This window comes from Mycobacterium liflandii (genome assembly GCF_022354805.1).
Taxonomy (GTDB): domain Bacteria; phylum Actinomycetota; class Actinomycetes; order Mycobacteriales; family Mycobacteriaceae; genus Mycobacterium; species Mycobacterium marinum.
In genome coordinates, this window is record NZ_CP023138.1 from 4,518,933 (window position 1) to 4,538,531 (window position 19,599).

General features: G+C 65.8%; 15 protein-coding genes and 4 pseudogenes. 9 read left to right on the forward strand and 10 right to left on the reverse strand.

What is annotated here, in order from left to right:
* The first annotated feature begins 186 nt into the window (after positions 1 to 186).
* The 8 genes and pseudogenes from acsA to CKW46_RS20150 all read left to right on the forward strand — a co-directional run bounded on the left by acsA (position 187) and on the right by CKW46_RS20150 (position 8,441).
* A complete protein-coding gene (acsA, locus tag CKW46_RS20115; RefSeq protein ID WP_015356343.1) occupies positions 187 to 1,986 on the forward strand; it encodes an acetate--CoA ligase in 1,800 nt (599 codons plus the stop codon).
* Entirely contained in the window at positions 1,986 to 2,990 is a 1,005-nt protein-coding gene (pdhA, locus tag CKW46_RS20120; RefSeq protein WP_482052312.1) for a pyruvate dehydrogenase (acetyl-transferring) E1 component subunit alpha, read from the forward strand. The genes acsA and pdhA overlap by 1 nt, the downstream gene beginning before the upstream one ends.
* Positions 2,987 to 3,964 (forward strand): alpha-ketoacid dehydrogenase subunit beta, encoded by a 978-nt coding sequence (locus CKW46_RS20125; RefSeq protein WP_117437757.1) that lies wholly within the window; start codon positions 2,987 to 2,989, stop codon positions 3,962 to 3,964. The genes pdhA and CKW46_RS20125 overlap by 4 nt, the downstream gene beginning before the upstream one ends.
* The gene (locus CKW46_RS20130) at positions 3,961 to 5,202 is read left to right on the forward strand and encodes a dihydrolipoamide acetyltransferase family protein (RefSeq protein WP_041299393.1); all 1,242 of its coding nucleotides are present in this window, start codon (positions 3,961 to 3,963) and stop codon (positions 5,200 to 5,202) included. Before CKW46_RS20125 ends, CKW46_RS20130 begins: the two co-directional genes overlap by 4 nt.
* 7 nt (positions 5,203 to 5,209) lie before the next feature.
* Positions 5,210 to 5,467: an acyl carrier protein gene (locus tag CKW46_RS20135; RefSeq protein WP_012395124.1), complete on the forward strand. Its 258-nt coding sequence runs from the start codon at positions 5,210 to 5,212 to the stop codon at positions 5,465 to 5,467.
* 101 nt (positions 5,468 to 5,568) lie between these two features.
* Positions 5,569 to 5,988, forward strand: a complete 420-nt coding sequence (locus tag CKW46_RS20140; RefSeq protein ID WP_012395125.1) for a pyridoxamine 5'-phosphate oxidase family protein — start codon at positions 5,569 to 5,571, stop codon at positions 5,986 to 5,988.
* A 166-nt stretch (positions 5,989 to 6,154) separates the two neighbouring features.
* Entirely contained in the window at positions 6,155 to 7,762 is a 1,608-nt protein-coding gene (locus tag CKW46_RS20145) for a PE family protein (RefSeq protein ID WP_482052313.1), read from the forward strand.
* A gap of 259 nt (positions 7,763 to 8,021) precedes the next feature.
* Positions 8,022 to 8,441, forward strand: a pseudogene (locus tag CKW46_RS20150) (DUF302 domain-containing protein).
* A 10-nt stretch (positions 8,442 to 8,451) separates the two neighbouring features.
* Here CKW46_RS20150 and CKW46_RS20155 read toward each other — a convergent pair.
* The 9 genes and pseudogenes from CKW46_RS20155 to CKW46_RS20195 form a co-directional block, all read right to left on the reverse strand.
* Positions 8,452 to 8,925 carry a hydrogenase maturation protease gene (locus CKW46_RS20155; protein WP_117437759.1) on the reverse strand — a complete coding sequence of 158 codons (474 nt, stop codon included), beginning with the start codon at positions 8,923 to 8,925 and terminating at the stop codon, positions 8,452 to 8,454.
* A pseudogene (locus CKW46_RS20160) lies at positions 8,922 to 10,214 on the reverse strand (Ni/Fe hydrogenase subunit alpha). Before CKW46_RS20160 ends, CKW46_RS20155 begins: the two are co-directional and overlap by 4 nt.
* A complete protein-coding gene (locus CKW46_RS20165; RefSeq protein ID WP_482052314.1) occupies positions 10,214 to 10,969 on the reverse strand; it encodes an NADH-quinone oxidoreductase subunit B family protein in 756 nt (251 codons plus the stop codon). The pseudogene CKW46_RS20160 and the gene CKW46_RS20165 overlap by 1 nt, the downstream one beginning before the upstream one ends.
* Positions 10,970 to 11,827 carry an FAD/NAD(P)-binding protein gene (locus CKW46_RS20170; protein ID WP_482052315.1) on the reverse strand — a complete coding sequence of 286 codons (858 nt, stop codon included), beginning with the start codon at positions 11,825 to 11,827 and terminating at the stop codon, positions 10,970 to 10,972. It lies immediately after the preceding gene.
* A pseudogene (locus CKW46_RS20175) lies at positions 11,820 to 12,956 on the reverse strand (4Fe-4S dicluster domain-containing protein). The gene CKW46_RS20170 and the pseudogene CKW46_RS20175 overlap by 8 nt, the downstream one beginning before the upstream one ends.
* A gap of 85 nt (positions 12,957 to 13,041) precedes the next feature.
* A complete protein-coding gene (locus tag CKW46_RS20180; protein ID WP_238559394.1) occupies positions 13,042 to 13,191 on the reverse strand; it encodes a hypothetical protein in 150 nt (49 codons plus the stop codon).
* 398 nt (positions 13,192 to 13,589) lie between these two features.
* A complete protein-coding gene (locus CKW46_RS20185; RefSeq protein WP_012395134.1) occupies positions 13,590 to 14,591 on the reverse strand; it encodes an Acg family FMN-binding oxidoreductase in 1,002 nt (333 codons plus the stop codon).
* 171 nt (positions 14,592 to 14,762) lie between these two features.
* Positions 14,763 to 16,576 (reverse strand): annotated as a pseudogene (locus tag CKW46_RS20190) (heavy metal translocating P-type ATPase); the annotation flags it as partial.
* Between the two features lie 193 nt (positions 16,577 to 16,769).
* Positions 16,770 to 17,132 carry a bleomycin resistance protein gene (locus tag CKW46_RS20195; protein WP_172607291.1) on the reverse strand — a complete coding sequence of 121 codons (363 nt, stop codon included), beginning with the start codon at positions 17,130 to 17,132 and terminating at the stop codon, positions 16,770 to 16,772.
* A gap of 143 nt (positions 17,133 to 17,275) precedes the next feature.
* On the opposite strand from CKW46_RS20195, the gene CKW46_RS20200 reads away from it, so the two are divergent.
* A complete protein-coding gene (locus CKW46_RS20200; protein ID WP_482052317.1) occupies positions 17,276 to 18,613 on the forward strand; it encodes an adenylate/guanylate cyclase domain-containing protein in 1,338 nt (445 codons plus the stop codon).
* Between the two features lie 45 nt (positions 18,614 to 18,658).
* On the opposite strand, the gene CKW46_RS20205 is transcribed toward CKW46_RS20200, so the two are convergent.
* Complete coding sequence (locus tag CKW46_RS20205) at positions 18,659 to 19,582, reverse strand: hypothetical protein (protein WP_252872677.1); 924 nt, start codon at positions 19,580 to 19,582, stop codon at positions 18,659 to 18,661.
* Between the last annotated feature and the right edge of the window lie 17 nt (positions 19,583 to 19,599).

Here is a 19,599-nt window from a genome sequence, read left to right on the forward strand (position 1 = left end):
CAGGTTGCCACTTGCGTGGCGGGACGGGCGACCGCTGACATAGATGACTTTCTTCTCTATTGCCGCACACCATCCCGGGAAAACGATGGAGGCGCGTCAGCAACCAAAGGAAACGGCCATGGCAAAAACCTGCCGCCCTGAGCATCCTGCACGAAAAGTCGCTGGCCCCCGCCGCTAGGACCACCCATGGACGTTATTCACAAGACTGCCCACGACTCTCGTGTCGCCCCCAACCTCTCCGACTACCAGCGGGCGCGGGCACAATTCCGGTGGACCGATGTGCCGGCATTGTGCGAAGGCATGGGAGACGACAAGTGCAACATCGCCTTCGCGGCGGTGGATCGGCACTGCGCTGGTCCGATCGCGACCCGTACCGCCCTGCGGTTTGTCACCGACCAAAGCCGGGAGGACCAGCCCCCCACTCAGGACGTCAGCTATGCGGAATTGGGCCGGCTGGTCCGGAAATTCACCGCGGTGCTACGCGGGCTCGGCGTCAACAAGGGTGACCGCGTGTTCACCATCATGGGCCGCATCCCCGAGCTGTACATAACGATGCTGGGCGCGCTGCGCAACGGCAGCGTGGTTTCGCCCCTGTTCTCGGCATTCGGCCCGGAGCCGATCGCCACCAGAGTGGAGATCGGGCAAGCCGATGTGCTGGTGACCACGGCGGCGATCTACCGGCGCAAGATCGCCAAGATCCGCGAACGACTCACGTCGGTGCGCCACATTTTGGTGGTGGACGCTCAGAGCTCGGGCGATCAGCTGCCCGGCACGCTCAGCCTCTGGGAGCTGATGGCAGCCGCGGACGACAACGCGCCGGCGGAACCCACCACCGCCGACGACCCGGCCCTGCTGCACTTCACCAGTGGCACCACCGGAACACCGAAGGGCGCCATACATGTGCACGGCGCGGTCACTATGCACTACATCACCGGCCTGTATGCACTCGACCTACACCCCGACGACATCTATTGGTGCACAGCAGATCCCGGCTGGGTCACCGGAACGTCCTACGGCATCATCAGTCCGCTATTGCACGGCGTGACGTCCATCGTCGACCAGGCCGAGTTCGACGCCGAGCGCTGGTACCGGATCCTGCAAGACCAGAATGTGTCGGTTTGGTACACCGCCCCGACCGGGATCCGGATGCTGATCAAAGCGGGCGCCGAATTGGCAGCACAGTATTGCTTCCCCCACTTGCGTTTCATCGCAAGCGTGGGCGAACCCCTGGATCCCGAAGCGGTGTGGTGGGGAAAGCGGGTGCTGGGCCTGCCGATTCACGGCAACTGGTGGCAGACCGAGACTGGCGGCATCATGATCGCCAACACGCCGGCCTTCGACATCAAACCTGGCTCGATGGGCAGGCCGCTGCCCGGGGTGGACGCATATATCCTGCGCCACAACGACGATGGCACCACCTCGGTGATCGATGATCCCGACGAAGAAGGTGAGCTAGCCCTCGAGCCGGGCTGGCCCTCGATGTTCCGCGGCTATCTACACGCCGAGGACCGATATCGAAAGTGCTTCAGCGACGGGCTGTACCTCACCGGAGATCTGGCCAAGAAGGACGCCGATGGCTACTTCTGGTTCGTCGGCCGCAAGGATGACGTGATCAAATCCGCCGGCCACCTCATCGGCCCGTTCGAGGTGGAGAGCGCGCTGACCGATCATCCGGCGGTGGCCGAGGCGGCGGTCATCGGCAAGCCCGATCCGACCGTCGGCGCAATCATCAAAGCATTTGTGGTACTCAAGGACGGCTTTACCGCCGATGACGACCTGCGGCTGGAGCTGCTGGGGCACGCCCGCAAACACCTCGGAGCGGCCGTGGCGCCCAAAGAAATAGAGTTCGCCGACGCACTGCCCCACACCAGCAGCGGCAAGATCATGCGGCGGCTGCTCAAAGCCCGCGAACTCGGTCTCCCCGAGGGGGACACATCCACCGTCGTGGGATTTCCCGAACCCAAGCCCCAAGGAGTGCCACTGTGATGGATGCGAAGCTGGCGCGCGAGCTGCTGTCGGACATGGTGCGGGTGCGCCGGATGGAAGAGAAGTGCGCGGAACTCTACAGCGCAGCCAAGATCCGCGGATTTCTGCATCTCTACGTCGGAGAAGAGGCGGTAGCCGCCGGATCTCTGCGAGTGCTTGCCGAGGACGACGCGGTGGTGGCGACATATCGCGAGCACGCGCACGCGCTGCTGCGCGGTATTCCGATGACCTCGATCATGGCCGAGATGTTCGGCAAGCAGGAGGGCTGCTCGCGAGGTCGCGGCGGGTCGATGCATCTGTTCGACCAGGCCCGGCGATTCTACGGCGGCAACGCCATTGTCGCCGGAGGCCTGCCACTGGCGGTCGGCATCTCGCTCGCCGACTCCATGCTGAAGCGAAATCGGGTCACTGCATGCTACTTCGGTGATGGAGCCGTCGCCGAAGGCGCGTTTCACGAGTCACTGAACATGGCGGCACTGTGGAAGTTGTCGGTGCTGTTCCTATGCGAGAACAACCTGTACGCCATGGGCACCGCATTGCATCGAGCCCAGTCGCAGACCGACCTCACGGTCAAGGCGGCGTCGTACAACGTTGCGACGCTGGCGGTCGACGGGATGGACGTAGCGGCCTGCATGAGCGCTACCAAGCAGGGTGTCGACCACATCCGCAGCACCGGCGGACCGTTCTTCATCGAGTTCCGTACCTACCGATTCCGGGCCCATTCGATGTTCGACCCCGAGCTGTACCGGGACAAGGCGGAAGTGCAGCGATGGCGCGAGCGCGACCCGATCCGGCTGTTCACCGAACAGTGTCTGAACAGCGGCACGCTGACCGATGACGACGTGCGCGACATCGAAGGGTCGGCGGCCGACGAGATCGCTACGGCGGTTGCCTTCGCCGATGCCGGAACATGGGAGGACGCATCGGATCTCGAACGCGACGTGCTGACTCCGCCCGATAGCTGCGATGCGACCGCGGAATCGACCTGGGAGCCGGCGCGATGAAGACCACCTACCGAACCGCTGTCCACGATGGCTTGCACGACGCGTTGAGCAACGACCCGCGGGTGGTGCTGATGGGCGAGGACGTCGGCCGCTACGGGGGCACCTACGCCGCATCCAAGGGCTTGCTCGAGGAGTTCGGACCCGAGCGGGTGCGCGACACACCGCTGTCCGAGCTGGGCTTCGTCGGCATCGGAATCGGCTTGGCACTCAACGGGTTACGTCCCATCGTGGAAGTGATGACAGTCAATTTCAGCCTGTTGGCCCTCGACCAGATCGTCAACACCGCGGCCGCCCTGCGACACATGTCCGGCGGGCAGTTCTCGGTACCGATCGTGGTGCGAATGGCGACCGGCGCCGGACGTCAGCTGGCGGCGCAGCACTCACACAGCCTGGAGCCCTGGTATGCCCACGTCCCGGGGATCAAGGTCCTCGCCCCCGCCACGGTCGAGGATGCCTACGGAATGCTCGCCCCCGCGCTGGCTGACCCGGATCCGGTGATCATCTTCGAGCACGTACAGCTGTACAACACCTCCCCCGATATCGATGTGCTCAAGCCGACCGACATCTGTAAGGCGGCGGTGCGCCGCAGCGGTACCGACGTCACCTTGATCGCCTACGGCGGCTGCCTGGCCAAGGCGCTGGACGCGGCAAACGAGTTGTCGCTGAACGGAATCGAGTGTGAGGTCGTCGATCTGCGGGTGTTGCGTCCATTGGATACCGACACGATCCTGGAGTCCGTCCGCAAGACGCATCGAGCGGTGGTGATCGACGAAGCTTGGCGCAGTGGAAGTTTGGCCGGCGAGATCTCCGCGCAAATCATGGAGGGCGCCTTCTATGACCTGGATGCACCGGTTTCGCGGGTGTGCAGTGTGGAGGTCCCCATCCCCTATGCCAAACACTTGGAGCAGGCGGCGCTGCCCCAACCCGACAAGATCATTGCCGCGGTCCAAGCGCTGTTCGGTGACCAGTCATGATCGAGTTCAAAATGCCCGCCCTGGGCTCCGACATGGACGAGGGCACGCTGAACGAATGGCTGGTCAAGCCGGGTGACAAGGTAAGCCGCGGACAGATCGTGGCGATCGTCGAGACGACCAAGGCCGCCGTGGAGATCGAGTGCTGGCAGGAGGGCACGGTCGATGAGCTGGTCGTCCCCGTCGGCGATACTGTCGAAGTCGGAACGGTACTGGCCACCCTGCTGGAGCCGGGAGCCAGTCCGCAGAAGTCGCCGCGCCAGCGACCCCGCAAGCGCGCCAAACCCGCCCCCACGGTAGCCGCATCGGCACCGGCGCCCGCCCACGGCGCCACCGCGGCGCCGCGCCACCGGCGCTGGGTCTCCCCCGCCGCCCGCCGGCTGGCCCAATCCCTGCATGTCGATCTCGACGCGGTCAGCGGCACCGGCCCCCAAGGGGCGGTCACGATCAGCGACGTCGAGCACGCCGCCGCCAGCGCCGTACCTGCCAAGCGGCCCGCGGCCACGGCTGCGAGCACGTCCGCCAAATCCATCGGGGCCAAATCCACGGCCCAGAACAAGATCGCCGAGCGTGCCGCGCAAATGCGCAAATCCATCGCCGCGGCGATGAGCCGGTCGAAGCGGGAGATCCCGCACTACTATCTCGCCGACGAAATCCTGATGGAGAAGTCACTGAACTGGCTGACCACCCGAAATGCGCAACGCTCAATCACCGAGCGGGTGCTGCCGGCCGTCTTGCTGCTCAAGGCCGTCGGACTGGCCGCCCAACGCTTCGGCGAGTTCAACGGCTTCTGGCGCGACGATGGGTTCCAGGCCGCCACCGGCGTGCATGTCGGGGTCGGGATATCACTTCGCGGGGGTGGGCTGGTCGCCCCGGCCATCCACGACGTCGCCGACAAGAAGCTCGACGAATTGATGGGTGACCTCACCGACCTCGTCGCGCGGGCACGCGCCGGTTCGCTGCGCAGTTCGGAGATGTCGGACCCGACCATCACGGTCACCAACCTTGGCGACCAGGGCGTCGACACCGTCTTCGGCGTGATCTACCCACCGCAGGTGGCCATTGTCGGGTTCGGGAAACCGGCCCAACGAGTGTGCGTCATCGACGGCGGGATTCGCGTTGTCACCACCGTGGAGGGCACCCTCGCCGCAGACCACCGGGCCAGCGATGGACACCGTGGCGCCCTATTTCTGGCCGCGATCAACGAGCTGCTTCAGCAGCCCGACCTGCTAGAGAAGTGATGGGCACATGACGACACAACAAGACACCCGCGCCGTGGTCCTGTCGGTATTGACGACCATCGCGCCCGAGGTCGACGCCGATGACATCTGTGACGATGTGCTGCTGCGCGATCAGGTCGATCTTGATTCGATGGATTGGCTAAACTTTCTACTCGGTATCCACAAACGGATGCACGTGGACATCCCCGAATCCGACTACGCGACCCTGCGCACCCTCAACGATGTCGTGACCTACGTCGAGACACACGCGTCCAAAACCGCTTGAACGACATTGGTCCCTGCCCGGTAGGACCTTGGGCCGGCGATGCGCGCCGCCGACTTCAATAGCATCATGCTTGTGACCTACCAAAGGAGAGGGGTTGGCTGATGTCGGGAGCCGGTGATGGGATCACCATCCTGCCCGTGCACGAATGCTGGGACCTGATGAAAAGCGTCACGTTAGGACGGCTGGTTACCAGCGTCGACGGGCGGCCGCAGATCTTCCCGGTGAACTTCGTCGTCCAGCGCCGCACCGTGCTGTTCCGCACGGCCGAGGGCACCAAGTTGGTCAGCACGGCGATAAACCACAAAGTCCTGTTCGAAGTTGACGATCACACCTCCAGCGAGGGCTGGAGCGTCATCGTCGAGGGCAGGGCCCGTTCGATGCGCACCGACGAGGAGATCGCGGAGGCCGAGAGCGCTCACCTGTTGACGTGGACGGCAACGGAGAAAACCCACTATGTGCGGATTCTGCCGGACGCGGTGACAGGTCGGCGGTTCCAGTTCGGTCCACCGGGCCAGGAATAAACCAACCGCCAGCTGGCGCCGGCGCTGACTCGTGATCGCCGGCGCCAGCACGGCGAGTTTGTTAGATCTGGGTTAGATCTGCCCTGAAAACGACAGATTTCGGATACGGCTGACGTGCTCGCCTGTGAAGATGGGCCGCACGGGGCCGTACGTCGAACCGGGGGGGATGGCAGTGTCGCTGGTAGTCGCCGAACCCGACGCGTTGAGCAACGCAGCCGGGCATTTGGCGGGTATCGGCTCGAAGATCGAGGATGCGACGGCTGCCGGGGCCGGTCCCACAACTACCGTCGCCGCCGCGGCCTCCGATGATGTGTCGATCGCTATCTCGGAGTTCTTCGGTACCTACGGCAAGCAATTTCAGACGTTCAGTGCGCGGGCGGCAGCATTTCACGACGAATTTGTCAGCCTCTTGCGCGGCGGCGCGGCCGCATACCTCGACACCGAGTTCGCCAACGCCCGGCTGGGCCAGGCGAACCCGGCGAACTCGCCGGCTCCGGCGGCCGCGGCGCCCGGCGGCGCCTTCCTCGCCGAGTTGAGTGCGGGCAACACCGAGTTGGGCCCGATCACCGGTGCAATCTCGGTGGGAGAACTTCTCCCGGGCGCCCCGCCAGAGATTGGTGCCGCCATATCTGTTCTCGGCGGCGGCTCCCTGTTGCCCGGGCTGTTCGGGTTTGGCCCGTTCGCTCCGACAACCGGTTCGCCTGCCGTTGCCGAGGGGCCATGGCAAACCCTGTTCGCCAATACCTGCGCCAATCTGCAGACCATCTATAGCGACTGGGCTGCCCATCCGTTCCCGGCCGCGCAGCAGGTGATCGCAAACCAAGCCGAATACGCCCGGACGATAGGCGGCGGACTCGCGGCCGCCGCGCAAGACCTCCCCGCAACTGTGGCGAACCTGCCGGCGAACATCGGACTCGCCGTCGCCGACGCCGTGAATTTCCCGGCGGAGCCGCAGGGATACCTCGGCAAGCAAGTTGGCTACGGCCAGGTAGTTGTGGACGCGCTGCAGAACGCGGGCGCGGAGCTGCCGCAGACTTTGCCCAACTTTTTCGGCGACGTCGACAAGGCCAACCAAGCGGTGATGGCGGGCGACTACAACGACGCGGTGGACTACGTCCCGCGAGCCGCGGTGGATCTTTTCCTCAGCGGAGTCAACATCAACAACCTCTCGCAGATCACCGTCGAGGGCCCAGCGGGAGAGCTACTCCCGCTGATGTCACTGCCTGCGCAGATGCAGCAGGACCTGATCGACCTGCTTCCGCCGGGCGCCATTCTCACGCAAATGGTGCAGAACAGCTTCAACGCCACCAGCACGGTCGTCAACTCGATCGCCTTGGCCGCAATCGGCCCGCCGATCGCCACGCTCGATGGGTTTGCAACGGGCCTGACGGTGCTCGGCGGAGCGGTGGCCACGGGAAACGGTGTGGGGGCTGTCGGCGCCTTGCTCGATATGCCCGCCTACGTGTTGGACGGTTTCCTCAACGGCGAAACCGTCGTGGAGCTAAGGGTGCCGGTGAGCGAGACGGTGACTATCCCGTTGACGCCCCTGACGCCTCCCATCGTCGTCGGCGCCAACACGCCGGTCCTGGTCCGGATGCCCTTCGGCGGAGTGCTGGCCCAGCCGCAACCGATCACCGCGACAATCGAACTTCCGGGCACGGGGAGTCCCGCCCCGCTCGACATCACGATCCCCGATATGCAAGTTGCGGGTGTCGTTCCTACCCTGCTGAACGTGATACCCCAACGCGTCGCCAAGGCGATTGCACCCGAGTAATGGGTCGGCGGCCATTCCCAATTCCGGTGCGTTCGGCCCGGCCGGTCCGGCGCGAAGCCGCTCCATACCTGCCTCTCACGACGAATGTCTCTGCGAGAAAGGGACTTCGGACCCTCCCACACGGTGTGCGTCGATGCTCAGATAGCTCTAGCTCGTCGCTACGGACGCGGTGGTCGGCTCGGGCGCCAACTGAGTTAGCACCATGAGCGATACACCGCCCGGCACCTCACCGTCGGGGTCAGCTACGGAAGGAATCACCATGGGCCTCGCGTTATCGACAAGGTTGACGGCCCCGTTCGATGACGCGGTGGCACGCACCCGGGCGGCTCTGGCCGCCCAAGGGCTTGGGGTGCTCACCGAGATCGATGTCAAGGCGACGCTGTAAGCCAAACTCGGCGCGCAGATGGAGGACTATCTGATCCTCGGCGCCTGTGACCCGGACCTGGCGCACCGGGCCATCGAAGCCGACCGCGAGATCGGGCTGCTGCTGCCCTGCAACGTCTTGGTTCGCGCCGACCCGGACCGCCCGGGCGACGTGCTGGTCGAGGCGGTGAATCCGGGCATGCTGCTCGCGGTGACGGGCGAGGCGGCGCTCATCTCGATCGCCGATGAGGCGACCCAGAAGCTAGTCGCCGCCATCGCCTTGCTGGCCGCCACCGAAGCGGCCGCGCCGGCCTGATCGACGTCCGCTACACTTCGGCGCGTGGCCGCAGGCGACCGATTTCATCGACGGCCAGGCCGACCACCACCGGAATGGCATCCAAGACCTGTGGCGTCAAACCAACGCCGTGGCCGATGTCGGCGACGTCGACGGTGATGATGACCAGCCGTTCGGGCACCCGGTCCAAGGCTTGTCCCAGTGCGTATGCCTTGGCCACGTCGGCCCGGTGCGAACTCACCCCGCTGGATCCGGCCGCCAGGTCGCCCAGGGCACAGCGACGCACCCGGCCCGGTGTTGCTGGCGTCGCGACCGCGGCATCGATCAGCACGGCCAGCCCGGCACCCGACCACGCTTCGAGCAGACTCATCGGATCCGCGAGGTCGGTCACCACACGAACGCCCGACAACGCCAGCTCCCGCAACGCCGTGGCGGCGGCCACCCCGACACCGTCGTCACGCCGGTAGCGATTGCCGAGCCCGATGACGACGACAGCTGCGTTCATCCACGCTCGAGGGTGAGTATCAGGAAGTGTGTCGAGCACGAGATGCACGGATCATAGTTGCGGATCGCACGTTCACACATGGTGGTGAGCACCTCGTCCTCAAGAGCGAGGTTCTCCGAAACCACCCGGGCCAGGTCGGCCTCGATGGCCGCCTGATTCTGCGAGGTGGGCGGAACGCTGGTGGCCGCCGACACCAATCCGGCATCGTCGATACGGTAGCGGTGGTAGAGCAGTCCCCGTGGCGCCTCGCTGACGCCATGGCCCACCCCGGCCCGAGCCGGCACCTCGACGAACGGTCGCGCCGGCCGCTGGTAGTTCTCGATGATCCGCAGCGCCTCTTCTATCGCGTACACCACTTCCACGGCACGAACGATGATGCTGCGGAATGGATTTCGGCACTGGGCGGAAAGTCCGGCCCGGGCGGCGGCCTGCGCGGCTATCGGGGTGAGTAACGACGAGTTCAGCGCGTAGCGGGCCAGCGGACCGGTCACATGGCAGCCGCCGTCCAATGTGGCATGCAGGGCGGTTGAATGGGGCACCTGCAGCTCCACGACGTGGTCGGTGAATGCGGCCACCGGAAAGACCGGTCCGGCACTGCGCGCGATGGTGCCGTTCTCGATCGGGTAGCGGTCGGGCGTAGTGAGCGCCAGGAACTCATGGTCGAACTCGAGGTCGGGGAACTCGAACCCGGCCACCCACTCCACGGTGGCCAGCGCGTCGTCCAGAGCGCGGCGCAACTGCTCAGCCATCGGCGCGAAGTCCGATCAAGTTGGGACGGAATAGAATCCGCCTAGCCGAACATTGATCGGGTGGATCGCCCGCCCGCCCACGAACTCCATCAGCTGGTTACCGGCCTTCTTCAGGCGTAACCCGCGCTCGACGATCTCACGTTCGTCTCGGGCGAAGGCGATCGCGTCGGGATAGCCCAGAAAGTCCGGTGCGTGTAACAAGCAGATGTGCAGGACGTGGCTGTGTATCCATTCGCCGCAGTACAGCAACCGGCGCAGCTCTATCAGGTCCGCGTCCAGCTCGACACCGCAGGCACCTTCGAGCGCATTGCAGGCACTGACCTGGTAGGCGACCGGACAGATGCCGCAGATCCGCGCGGTCAGATCGGGCGGCTCGGTGTGCGCGCGGCCGCGCAGGAACGCTTCGAAAAACCTTGGCGGCTCGTAGATGTTGAGCTCGACTCGGTCCAGCTCGCCATCTTTGAGCGAAACGTAGAGCGCCCCTTCGCCTTCGACACGTGTCAACGTTCCGACGCTCAGCGTCCGGTTGTCAGGTGCCATCACTTGCTCCGCTCCGCGGCGAAACTGGTGACGTTGAAAGTCGAGAACACCCGGTCGACACCGTCTTCGGACATGCCGTCCCGGCGCAGCAGCGGGATCAAGGTCGCGGTCTGCGGTGCCGCCGATGGACCGAAGCAGCCATAGCAGCCGCGATGGTGCCTGGGACACAGCGCACCGCAGCCGGCGTGGGTGACCGGGCCCAGGCACGGGGTACCCTCGGCGACAATCACGCACGTCACGCCGCGCAGTTTGCACTCCGTGCACACCGTCTTGGCCGGCAGCCGCGGTTTACGCCCGATCAGCAGCGCCTCGAGAGTATCGAGCAGCCGCCCTCGGTCAATGGGGCAGCCGTGCAGCTGGTAGTCGACTTTGACGTGCGCGGATATCGGCGTGGAAGTGGCCAGGGTGTCGATGTATTCGGGCTTGGCGTAGACGACCGAGGTGAACTCGGCGACGTCGGCGAAGTTGCGCAGCGCCTGCACTCCCCCGGCGGTCGCGCAGGCACCGATGGTGATCAGCAGCTTGGACTGGGCCCGAATCTCTTGGATACGTTGCTCGTCGTGATGGGTGGTGATCGACCCCTCGACCAGCGAAACGTCGTAGGGCCCGCCCACCATGGTGCTGGACGCCTCGGCGAATGTGGCGATCTGCACCTGATCGGCAAGCGTGAGCAGCTCGTCCTCGCAGTCCAACAGGGTCAACTGACAACCGTCGCAGGAGGCGAATTTCCACACAGCCAAAGTGGTTGGGCCCATCTAAAGCTCTTTCACTCGTAGCAGCGGTCCGGCGACGTCATAGCTGACGACGGGCCCGTCCCGGCACAACAGCAGCGGTCCCAGCTGGCAGTGACCGCACCACCCCACACCGCATTGCATGTTGCGCTCCAATGAGACCCGAATATCTTGGGCCGCTACCCCTTTTGCCAGCAGAGCTTCGGCCCCGAACCGCAACATCGGTTCGGGCCCGCACAGGAATGCGGTGGTGTGTTCGGGGTCCAGGGCAAGTCGGCGCAGCGGCTCGGTGACCAGACCGACCTCGCCGCGCCAGCCCTGAACCGGGACGTCGACGGTGACGTGCAGTTCGATATCGGGGTCCTGGGCCCACTTTTCCAGCTGGGCCGCGAACACGAAATCCGCCCGGGAGCGGGCGCCCACGATCAGCGTCAGCCTGCGGTAGCGAGAGCGCTGCGCCAGCGCGCCCAGGACCGCTGGGCGCAAGGGGCACAACCCCACACCGCCGGCGACCATGACCAGATCACGGCCGGCCGCCTCATCAAGCCCCCAGGTCGTGCCGAATGGGCCCCGCACTCCCACGATTCTGCCCGGTGCGGCATCGTGCAGGGCACGGCTGACCGCCCCGACCGCGCGAATCGTGTGGGTGATCGACCCATCTGTGACGCTGGGATCGCCACTGATCGAGATTGCCGCCTCGCCCACCCCGAATGCGTAGAGCATCATGAATTCGCCCGGCTCCGGGCGCCGCAATGCCTCGCTGACCGGCTCCAGGCACAGCGTCGCCGAATCCGGGCTCTCCACAACGCGACTGCGCACCCGATACGTGACTGGCGCCATCGCTGATGGCGGCGCTGCGACTCCGGCCGCTGCGTCAGTCATCGTCGGCCATCTTGTTCATCTCAGCGGTGATGTCGATGCCGGTGGGGCACCAGGCGATGCATCGCCCACAGCCCACACAGCCCGACATGCCGAACTGGTCGTGCCAGGTAGCCAACTTGTGGGTCAGCCAATGCCGGTAGCGTGACGCGCCGGATTGGCGCACGCTGCCGCCGCCGTGGACGTAGGTGAAGTCGAACTCGAAACATGACGCCCAATGCCGCCAGCGTTCGGCGTGTTCGCCGGTGAGATCGCTGACGTCTTCGGTGCTGGTGCAAAAGCAGGTGGGGCAGACCATCGTGCAGTTGCCACAGGTCAGGCAGCGACTGGCCACCTCCTCCCACTGCGGCGACTCCCGGGAGTGCAGCAGCAGGTCACGCAGATCGACCTCGGGCATCTGCCGTCCCATCCGGTCGGCGGCGGCCTCGACATCGGCGCGCGCCGACGCCACGTCGCCGCTGCTGGCTGACTGATGCGGCAGCGCGGCGAGCACGTCGGCGCCCTGTGGACTGCCGACGTCAACGACGTAACCGACTCCGTCGGAACCAACACGCTCGGTGAGCGCCAGGTCGTAGCCGGGTCAAACGCCGGGACCGGTGCCCATCGACGCGCAGAAGCACACTCCCCCGGGCTCGGTGCAGTTCACCGCTACCACAAAGATCTGGCGCCGGCGACCGACAAATGCGCTGTCGGGGTAGTCGGAACGACCCAACACCCCGCCCAACGTCGCGATCGCCGCCAGATCACAACCGCGCACGCCAAGGAATGCGTAACGCGGGGCCTCCGGCTCGGATTCGGCTGCGCCATCCCCGTCTCGAGTGCCGGCCCACATCCGCTGACGCGGCGGATGCAGGAACTGCTTCCAGGATTGCGGTCCCGCCGAGTGCCCGAAGGCCGCATCGTCATCGCGACGACGCAGCCGATAGTGCCCCGGAGCCACGTCAACACCCCAGCCGCGCGGAAGGTCGTCTGCGGACTCGAGTTCGGCAAGCACAATCGCGTTGTCACGCAAGGTCGGACCGACCACCCGATATTGCCGCTCCATCAGCACCTCGACGAGGCGACGCAGCCCGGCCATGTCCAACAACGCGGCGCCGGAATCTGTCCCGGGTCTGTTCATCGTCACACTCATCAGCCTATTTCACGACAGACGCCAAAGGGCACAACGCCTGAATTTCGGCCTGTGCCAGCCGAAGTGAAGCCCGCCAGCCATCTCATCAATATCGATTCGTCCTGCCGTCATCGTCTTGCAGACAACCGAGCTCACGGTCCCACTGTGCGTCACGCACTCGATCGAGCTGGGTACGGACCGCGGCCACCAGTGCTGCCAGCACGACGCACATGCTCAACAGGATCACCATGGTCACGCCGACCGCGTCGACGGCGGCGTGCCAAGTCGGTGTCGGCGGCCGCCCCGGGCCATCGCACTTGCACCACAACGGCTTCGGTGTTCGGGTTGCGCGTCGTGCCGGTCACTTCCGCTGTAACGGGGTGGCGCACCTGTGCCTGCTCGGCGTATTGATCAGCACGTGCGTTGAAGACGACCGCGCCCAACACCGCGGCGACCGGTATTGCGACTAGCGATGCCGCCAGCGCGATCAGCACGACCAAGGCTTCGACGCGGTCGGCGCGCCGAAGCAGTGGGTTGCGGCCGGCGATGCGAGCGATCCACCAGTCCCGTGGGTCCAGTTTGAACGTCTCCATCACAGCTTTCCCCGTCCCCGCGGTGCGGCTCGCCCGAGGCCGCGTACGCCGCACCAGGGGGCTATTCGGTGCCGCATTGTTCGCGGTCAGACATCCACTCGACGATCTCGGCGAGTGGACGTCGCGGGGTCGACGGCAGTGGATCGGCGTTGATCGGGGCCCATCCCACCCGAAGCAGCATCTGCGGATAGTCATTGTTGCCGAACACATCGGTCCGAACGGACTCGCGTGTTTCGGCAATCTCGAGCGGTTCGGTGACCGGGCAACTGGCCAGACCCATCGCTGTCGCGGTGAGTAGCACGACGCTGGTGGCCTCGCCGGCGCGGAGCTGGGCGAGCCGGTCGTCGGTTCGAGTTCCCAACGCCAGCATCACCGCATTGTCATCGGCGGGCGCGGCATCGGCCGGCATCGCCAACGTTGAGCCGGCGAATAGCCGGCTGGGCAGCGGCGCCGCGGGATCGGAGACGGGCGTGTTGCGAGCCGGAACACCGGAGGCCGAGGCGTGCCGCCCGCTCCAGGCGTTGAGTTCGGCCAGATACTCGTCATCGGCGGCGTGGTCCCAGACAGACTTCGCCACAATCGCGTTCAACTTGTCCGTGGCGTCGACTTGCCGCAGCGATACCCCGCAGCGGGCGGCCCGCGCCGCCATCAGGGCAACATCGCTTACCGGAACCGGCCAGAAGCTGTAGTGGCGCCGATCGGTTCGGCGCCTCGGTATCGCTGCGGCCAGGGTGATGTTCAGCTGGTCGGGGGTGTGGCGGGACACCTCCAGCGCGGCAAGGTGAGTCGGATCGGCCGGGTTCGGCAGACGAGCCACCTTGGCATGCCAGCCGACCGCCGCCAGCGCAATGACGCAGTGATTCAAGGCGGCGCCGCAACTCGAGATGAGGTCTCGCCCCTCCGGGTCGGTGTTGGGCAGCTGCAGGCTCGTGTCGGCGTACAAATGCAGCGTCGTTGCCCCAACCTGCCAACGCCACGGCTGGGTGTTGTGCACCGAGGGCGCGCGCGAGGCGAGGGTGAGAACAGTTCGGACCGTGCCGGCATCCGGGAAATGCGCATTCATGATTGCTGCTCCTTCGGCAAGTCGTCCTCCTCAACGATTGCGCAATCACATCGGCCATACGAGGGCATGGCGTCCCTGCAGCGAGGGACTTTGTGCCATTGTCGAAGCGGCCAACGCGCCATCAGCACGGCAGCACAGCGCAAACGCGCTAAGAATCGTCCTGCGCGAGGGTATCACCGCGACGTCGATGCCTTCTTGCAGCAGCGCACCCGCCGCGGGCGGCAACCAGCCCAGTGCGGCCATCGCCATGGCCAGCAGGGACAGGCCCATGCCAACGCTGGCGCTTTGAACCGCAATGCGCCGCGACCACCGAGCGATATCCATCGCGTCGGCCAACCGGTCGAGGCGGTCGGTGGTCAACACTATGTCGGCGGCCTCCGAAGACGCGGTGGCCCCACGTGCTCCCATCGCCACCCCAACCGTGGCCGCCGCCAGTGCAGGAGCATCGTTGACACCGTCGCCGACCATCACGGTCACTGCCCGTTGGGTTTCGGCGCGCACCGCGCTGAATTTGTCGGCCGGGCTCTGGTCGGCATAGACCTCGTCGAGGCCCAAAATGGCGGCCACCTCCCGAGTCGGCTCGGCTCGGTCGCCGGTGAGCAGGATCAGCCGGGTGAAGCCGGCCTGGCGTAACCGGTGCATGGTTCGTGGCGCCTGCCGGCGCAACGGATCCCGCAGCAACACCGCGCCCTGGGGTCGCCGTCCACACAGACCCACGCGATTGCCGCACCGTCGAGGCGGGCGCGGTTGACCGCGGCTCGCGCCCAAGGGCCGGTCGCCGTGTCGGCCGATAGCTTGCCGACCGTCAGGCGCCGCCCGTCGATGGTGGCACTGACACCGCGGCCCGGCTCCTCGACGACGTCTGCCGGCAGTGACAGCTGCAAACCGCGATTGAGCGCCTCGGTGACGATGGCTTCGGCAAGGACGTGCGGGGAAAGCTGGTCAACCGAGGCGGCCTGGCGCAGCAGCTCGGTCCCGCCGCTACCGGGTGCGCTCACCACGTCGACCACCGAGGGGCGCCCCATCGTCAACGTGCCGGTCTTGTCCATCATCAATGTCGTTGCGTGACCGAGGTTTTCCAGTGCGCCGCCACCGCGAATCACCACGCCCATGCGTGAGGCGCGGGACAGGCCGGAGACGATCGCGACCGGTGCTGCCAGCAGCAGCGGGCATGGCGTGGCGACCACCAGCACGGCAACGGCTCGCACCGCGGAGCCGCTGGCGAGCCATGACGCCGCGGCCAGCACCAGCGCCATCGGCAGAAACCAGGCCGCGTAACGGTCCGCCAACCGCACGATCGGCGCATTCTCGGCGCCGGCCTGCTGCGCCATCCGTACGATGCCCGCGTAGGTGCTCTCGTCCGCCGTCGCGCTCGCCCGAATCTCAAAGGCGCCGCCCGCATTGACCACACCACTGCGGACCGGTTCGCCGACACCACGTTCGACCTGCAGCGGCTCACCGGTCAGGGCCGACTCGTCCAGTACCGCCACCACATCGGCGATCCGGCCGTCCACCGGGACCACTTCACTCGGGCCCACGACCAGGATGTCGTTGACGACCACCTCCGCCAGCGGGATCTGGCTGACGTCGGATCCGGTGCGTCGCCGCGCAAACCGCGGCGCACGCTCCAGCAACAACCTCAGGTCCCGGGTGGCACGGCGTTGCACGGCCGCGTCGAGCGCACGCCCGCCCGCCAACATCACCGCAATCAAGGCACCGGCCAGGTATTCGTGGACCAGCAGGGTGCCGACCAGCGATAGGACCGCGATGATGTCCACGCCGACTTGACCCCGGCGCAACGCCAAAACGACCCAGGTCAGCGCCGGCACGACGGCCACCACGGTGGCCGCGATCCAGCAGCCGTCGGCCACCACCCGCGCATCGAAGAGCCAGGCGAGGCCACCGATGACCAACAAACCCACGGTGAGCACCACCAGGGTGGGTTCGATCAGCCAGCGCACCCGCAACATCCACCGGTGGGCCATCGTCGCAGTATCGCCAACCACCGGAAAATCCTATCGACACCAGCCATTTCTGAGTCCAGCACGCCGAGAGCCCAGGTGTGAGCAGATCGCCGTGCCAGCACAGTCGATCATTCCCGGACCGTGCTGGGCTAGGGCCGTAATACCCAGCCGGCCCGGGCCTTAGGACTTCGGGCGCGTGGCGCTGCGATACCTGTCAGTGGCTCAGCGGTGAACCGACCCGATGCAAGGTGCCATCAGGATCGACGTAGGCGAACTCCCGCAATCCGTAGGGCGTATCGTGCGGGGCATGAAAGTGGCCGCCGAGGTTTTCCACCGCTTGCCACTGCGTGTAGACCGAGTCGGCATCACCGACATAGAGGTAGACACTGGCAGAGGTGCTCAGCGGGTCATGGTCGGCCCACTCGGTGAGATGGATCGACACCTGCCCTCGGTCGACGAATCCATACCGGTCGGGACCTTCGTAGGCTCGAGCGGCGAAGCCCAGCGTGCGATACCGGGCCAGCGCCGCATCTAGACTCCGGACGGTCAAGATCGGCGCGATCGCAGTGAAGTCGATTTCAGCCACACCTCAGTGTGTCAGCTGCGTCCCGCACCGGATCTCGCCCCGGTTTTGCCTAATCGCGGCGACGGCCAAAAACCGGCGCGTAGAAGTACCAGAGTCCCGCGCGCGGGTGACCGTTGTGGTGTCACCATCGTTGGATGAGTGACGATCGAGTCCGGTACGCCCGCAATGGCGACGTGCACCTGGCGTACCGGGTGTTCGGGCAGTCCGGGCCGACGGTGATCTGGGTGCCGGGGTGGATGGTCAGCAACGTCGACACGATCGACGAACCAGGCAGTCCCTATGCGCCCGGCATCGAGCGCGCCTCCCAACAGGTCAGGCTGGTGGTGTGGGATAGACGTGGGACCGGCCTCTCGGACCCGGCGACGCATCTGCTCTCGCTGGACGAGCGCCTAGAAGATCTGCGTGCCATCGTCGATTCGGTGGGACTCGACCCAGCCGCACTCTGGGGTACCAGCGAGGGCGGCGCCGTGAGCATCTTGTTCGCCGCAACCTACCCGGACCGGGTGGGCTTGCTGAGCCTCTTCGGTACCGCCGCACGGTTTTCCCAAGATCTGCCGGACTTTCCCTGGGGATTCACCCCCGCTGAGGTGCAGTCGCAGCTCTGCGCGATCGAAGATGACTGGGGCCGAGGGGCATTGGCGGAACTGTTCTACGGTCAAGCGGCCGAGGTGCCCGGAATGCGAGAGCTATTCGGCAGGCTGCAACGGTCGGTGTCAAGCCCTTCGATGGCGAAACTGTGGTGGCAGGCCTTCATGGCGACCGACGCCCGTGCCGTGCTGGGTTCGATCCGCGTTCCCACATTGGTCCTGGCGCGCCCCGGTGATCAACTCGTACCCCTGGAATCCTCGGCGGCACTGGCGGCGGCAATTCCCAACGCTCAGTTTCGCCTCCTGCCGCCCGGTCCCCACACTCCGTTCGACATCATCGACGATCTGGCCCGGGAGGTGCTCGACTTCTTCACCGGGGAGTCGGGTGCGCCGGCCGACGAACGCGTGCTGAAGACCGTGCTGTTCACCGACATCGTGAGTTCCACCGAGAAGCTCAGCACCATGGGCGATACGGCATGGCGTCACCAGCTCAACGGCCATGACAGCGTGGTCGACAACCTACTGCTGCGCTACGGCGGCACCCGCGCCAAGCACACTGGCGACGGTGTTTTCGCGCTGTTTGATGCACCAACGAAGGCGGCTCGCTGCGCCCTGCAGCTGGTCCCGGCCCTTGCTGCCCTCAACATCGCGATCCGCGCCGGAATACATACGGGCGAGTGTGAGCGACGGGGCCAGGAGTGGAGCGGCATGGCGGTACACATCGGCGCCCGCATCGGCGCGCTGGCCGATGCCGGCGAAGTGTTCGCCAGCCGCACCGTGCGCGATCTGACCGCCGGCTCCGGCCTGACCTTCGAAAGCCTTGGCCCCCAGCAACTCAAGGGCCTCCCCGAACAGATCGAAATCTATCGGGTCAGTGCGGCCTGATACCGCTTCGACCGCGGCGCCGGCGGCACCCAGCTCAACGATCTCTCACCCGTCCCCGGCCGGCTGGCCAGTCCGGTTCAGGGATACCCGCGCGGGCCCCGTCGACCCGCTCAACCGGCGCCAATCCTCGTACAGGAGTTTGCATCCCAGCCACCCGAAGACGAGCGGGAAAACGAAGTACTGATATTGGGTCCACGCCAGCACAAGCAGGGTATCGGCCACGCCGCCGGCCATGTTCTTGAAGCCCCCGAACACTTCGCTGAACGAGAAGATGAAGGTAGCCACCACCGGTTCTCCTGCTCCCAGGACTGGGATCAGGTACCGCATCGGCGAGCGTCTCTTGTTGAGCCGCCAAAACGCCAGCGCGCCGGCGATGTTGACGAAGGCATAGATCTCCAGGGTGAAGAACGTCGGATTGTGATTGACCGTACGAAGGTCAACCGAACCAAATGAGGCCAGGTCCCACCAGTACATGTGCAGGACGTTCTCGCGCAGCCACGGGGTGTAGGCGACGATATCGCCCAGGGTGTGCAGGTCGTGGAAAACAAACGGCGAAAAGATCACCCAGGGGATCTCCCAGAGCAGGTTGGTTATCGCGTAGGAAACCATCCACAACACCAGGCACTCGTGAAACAGCGCCATCCGCGGCCGCTTGCGCGCCCCGGGGAGCAGCAGCGGGATGAACCAACCGTTGAGCCAGATGCTGATGCCGTAAAGAGACGTTTTGGTGCTGGTCGTGAAGTCCAGCACGCCCAGGTAGAACAGCGCCGCAAAGATCGCGGTTGCGCCCCAGAAGATCGCGGTCCACACCGCGAACGCCCGCCACGTCGAGGAGCTGACTCGGCGCTCTTCGCCAGCGCCGGGCAAAAAGCGGTCGGTGGTGGGACTGGCCAGTGCGGTCATCCGCATCGCCCGGCCCGTCTCGTCGACCCCGTCGTCTGCTCCCGGGCGACACCGGCGCGTCCCCATTTGCCGCATTTCATGCC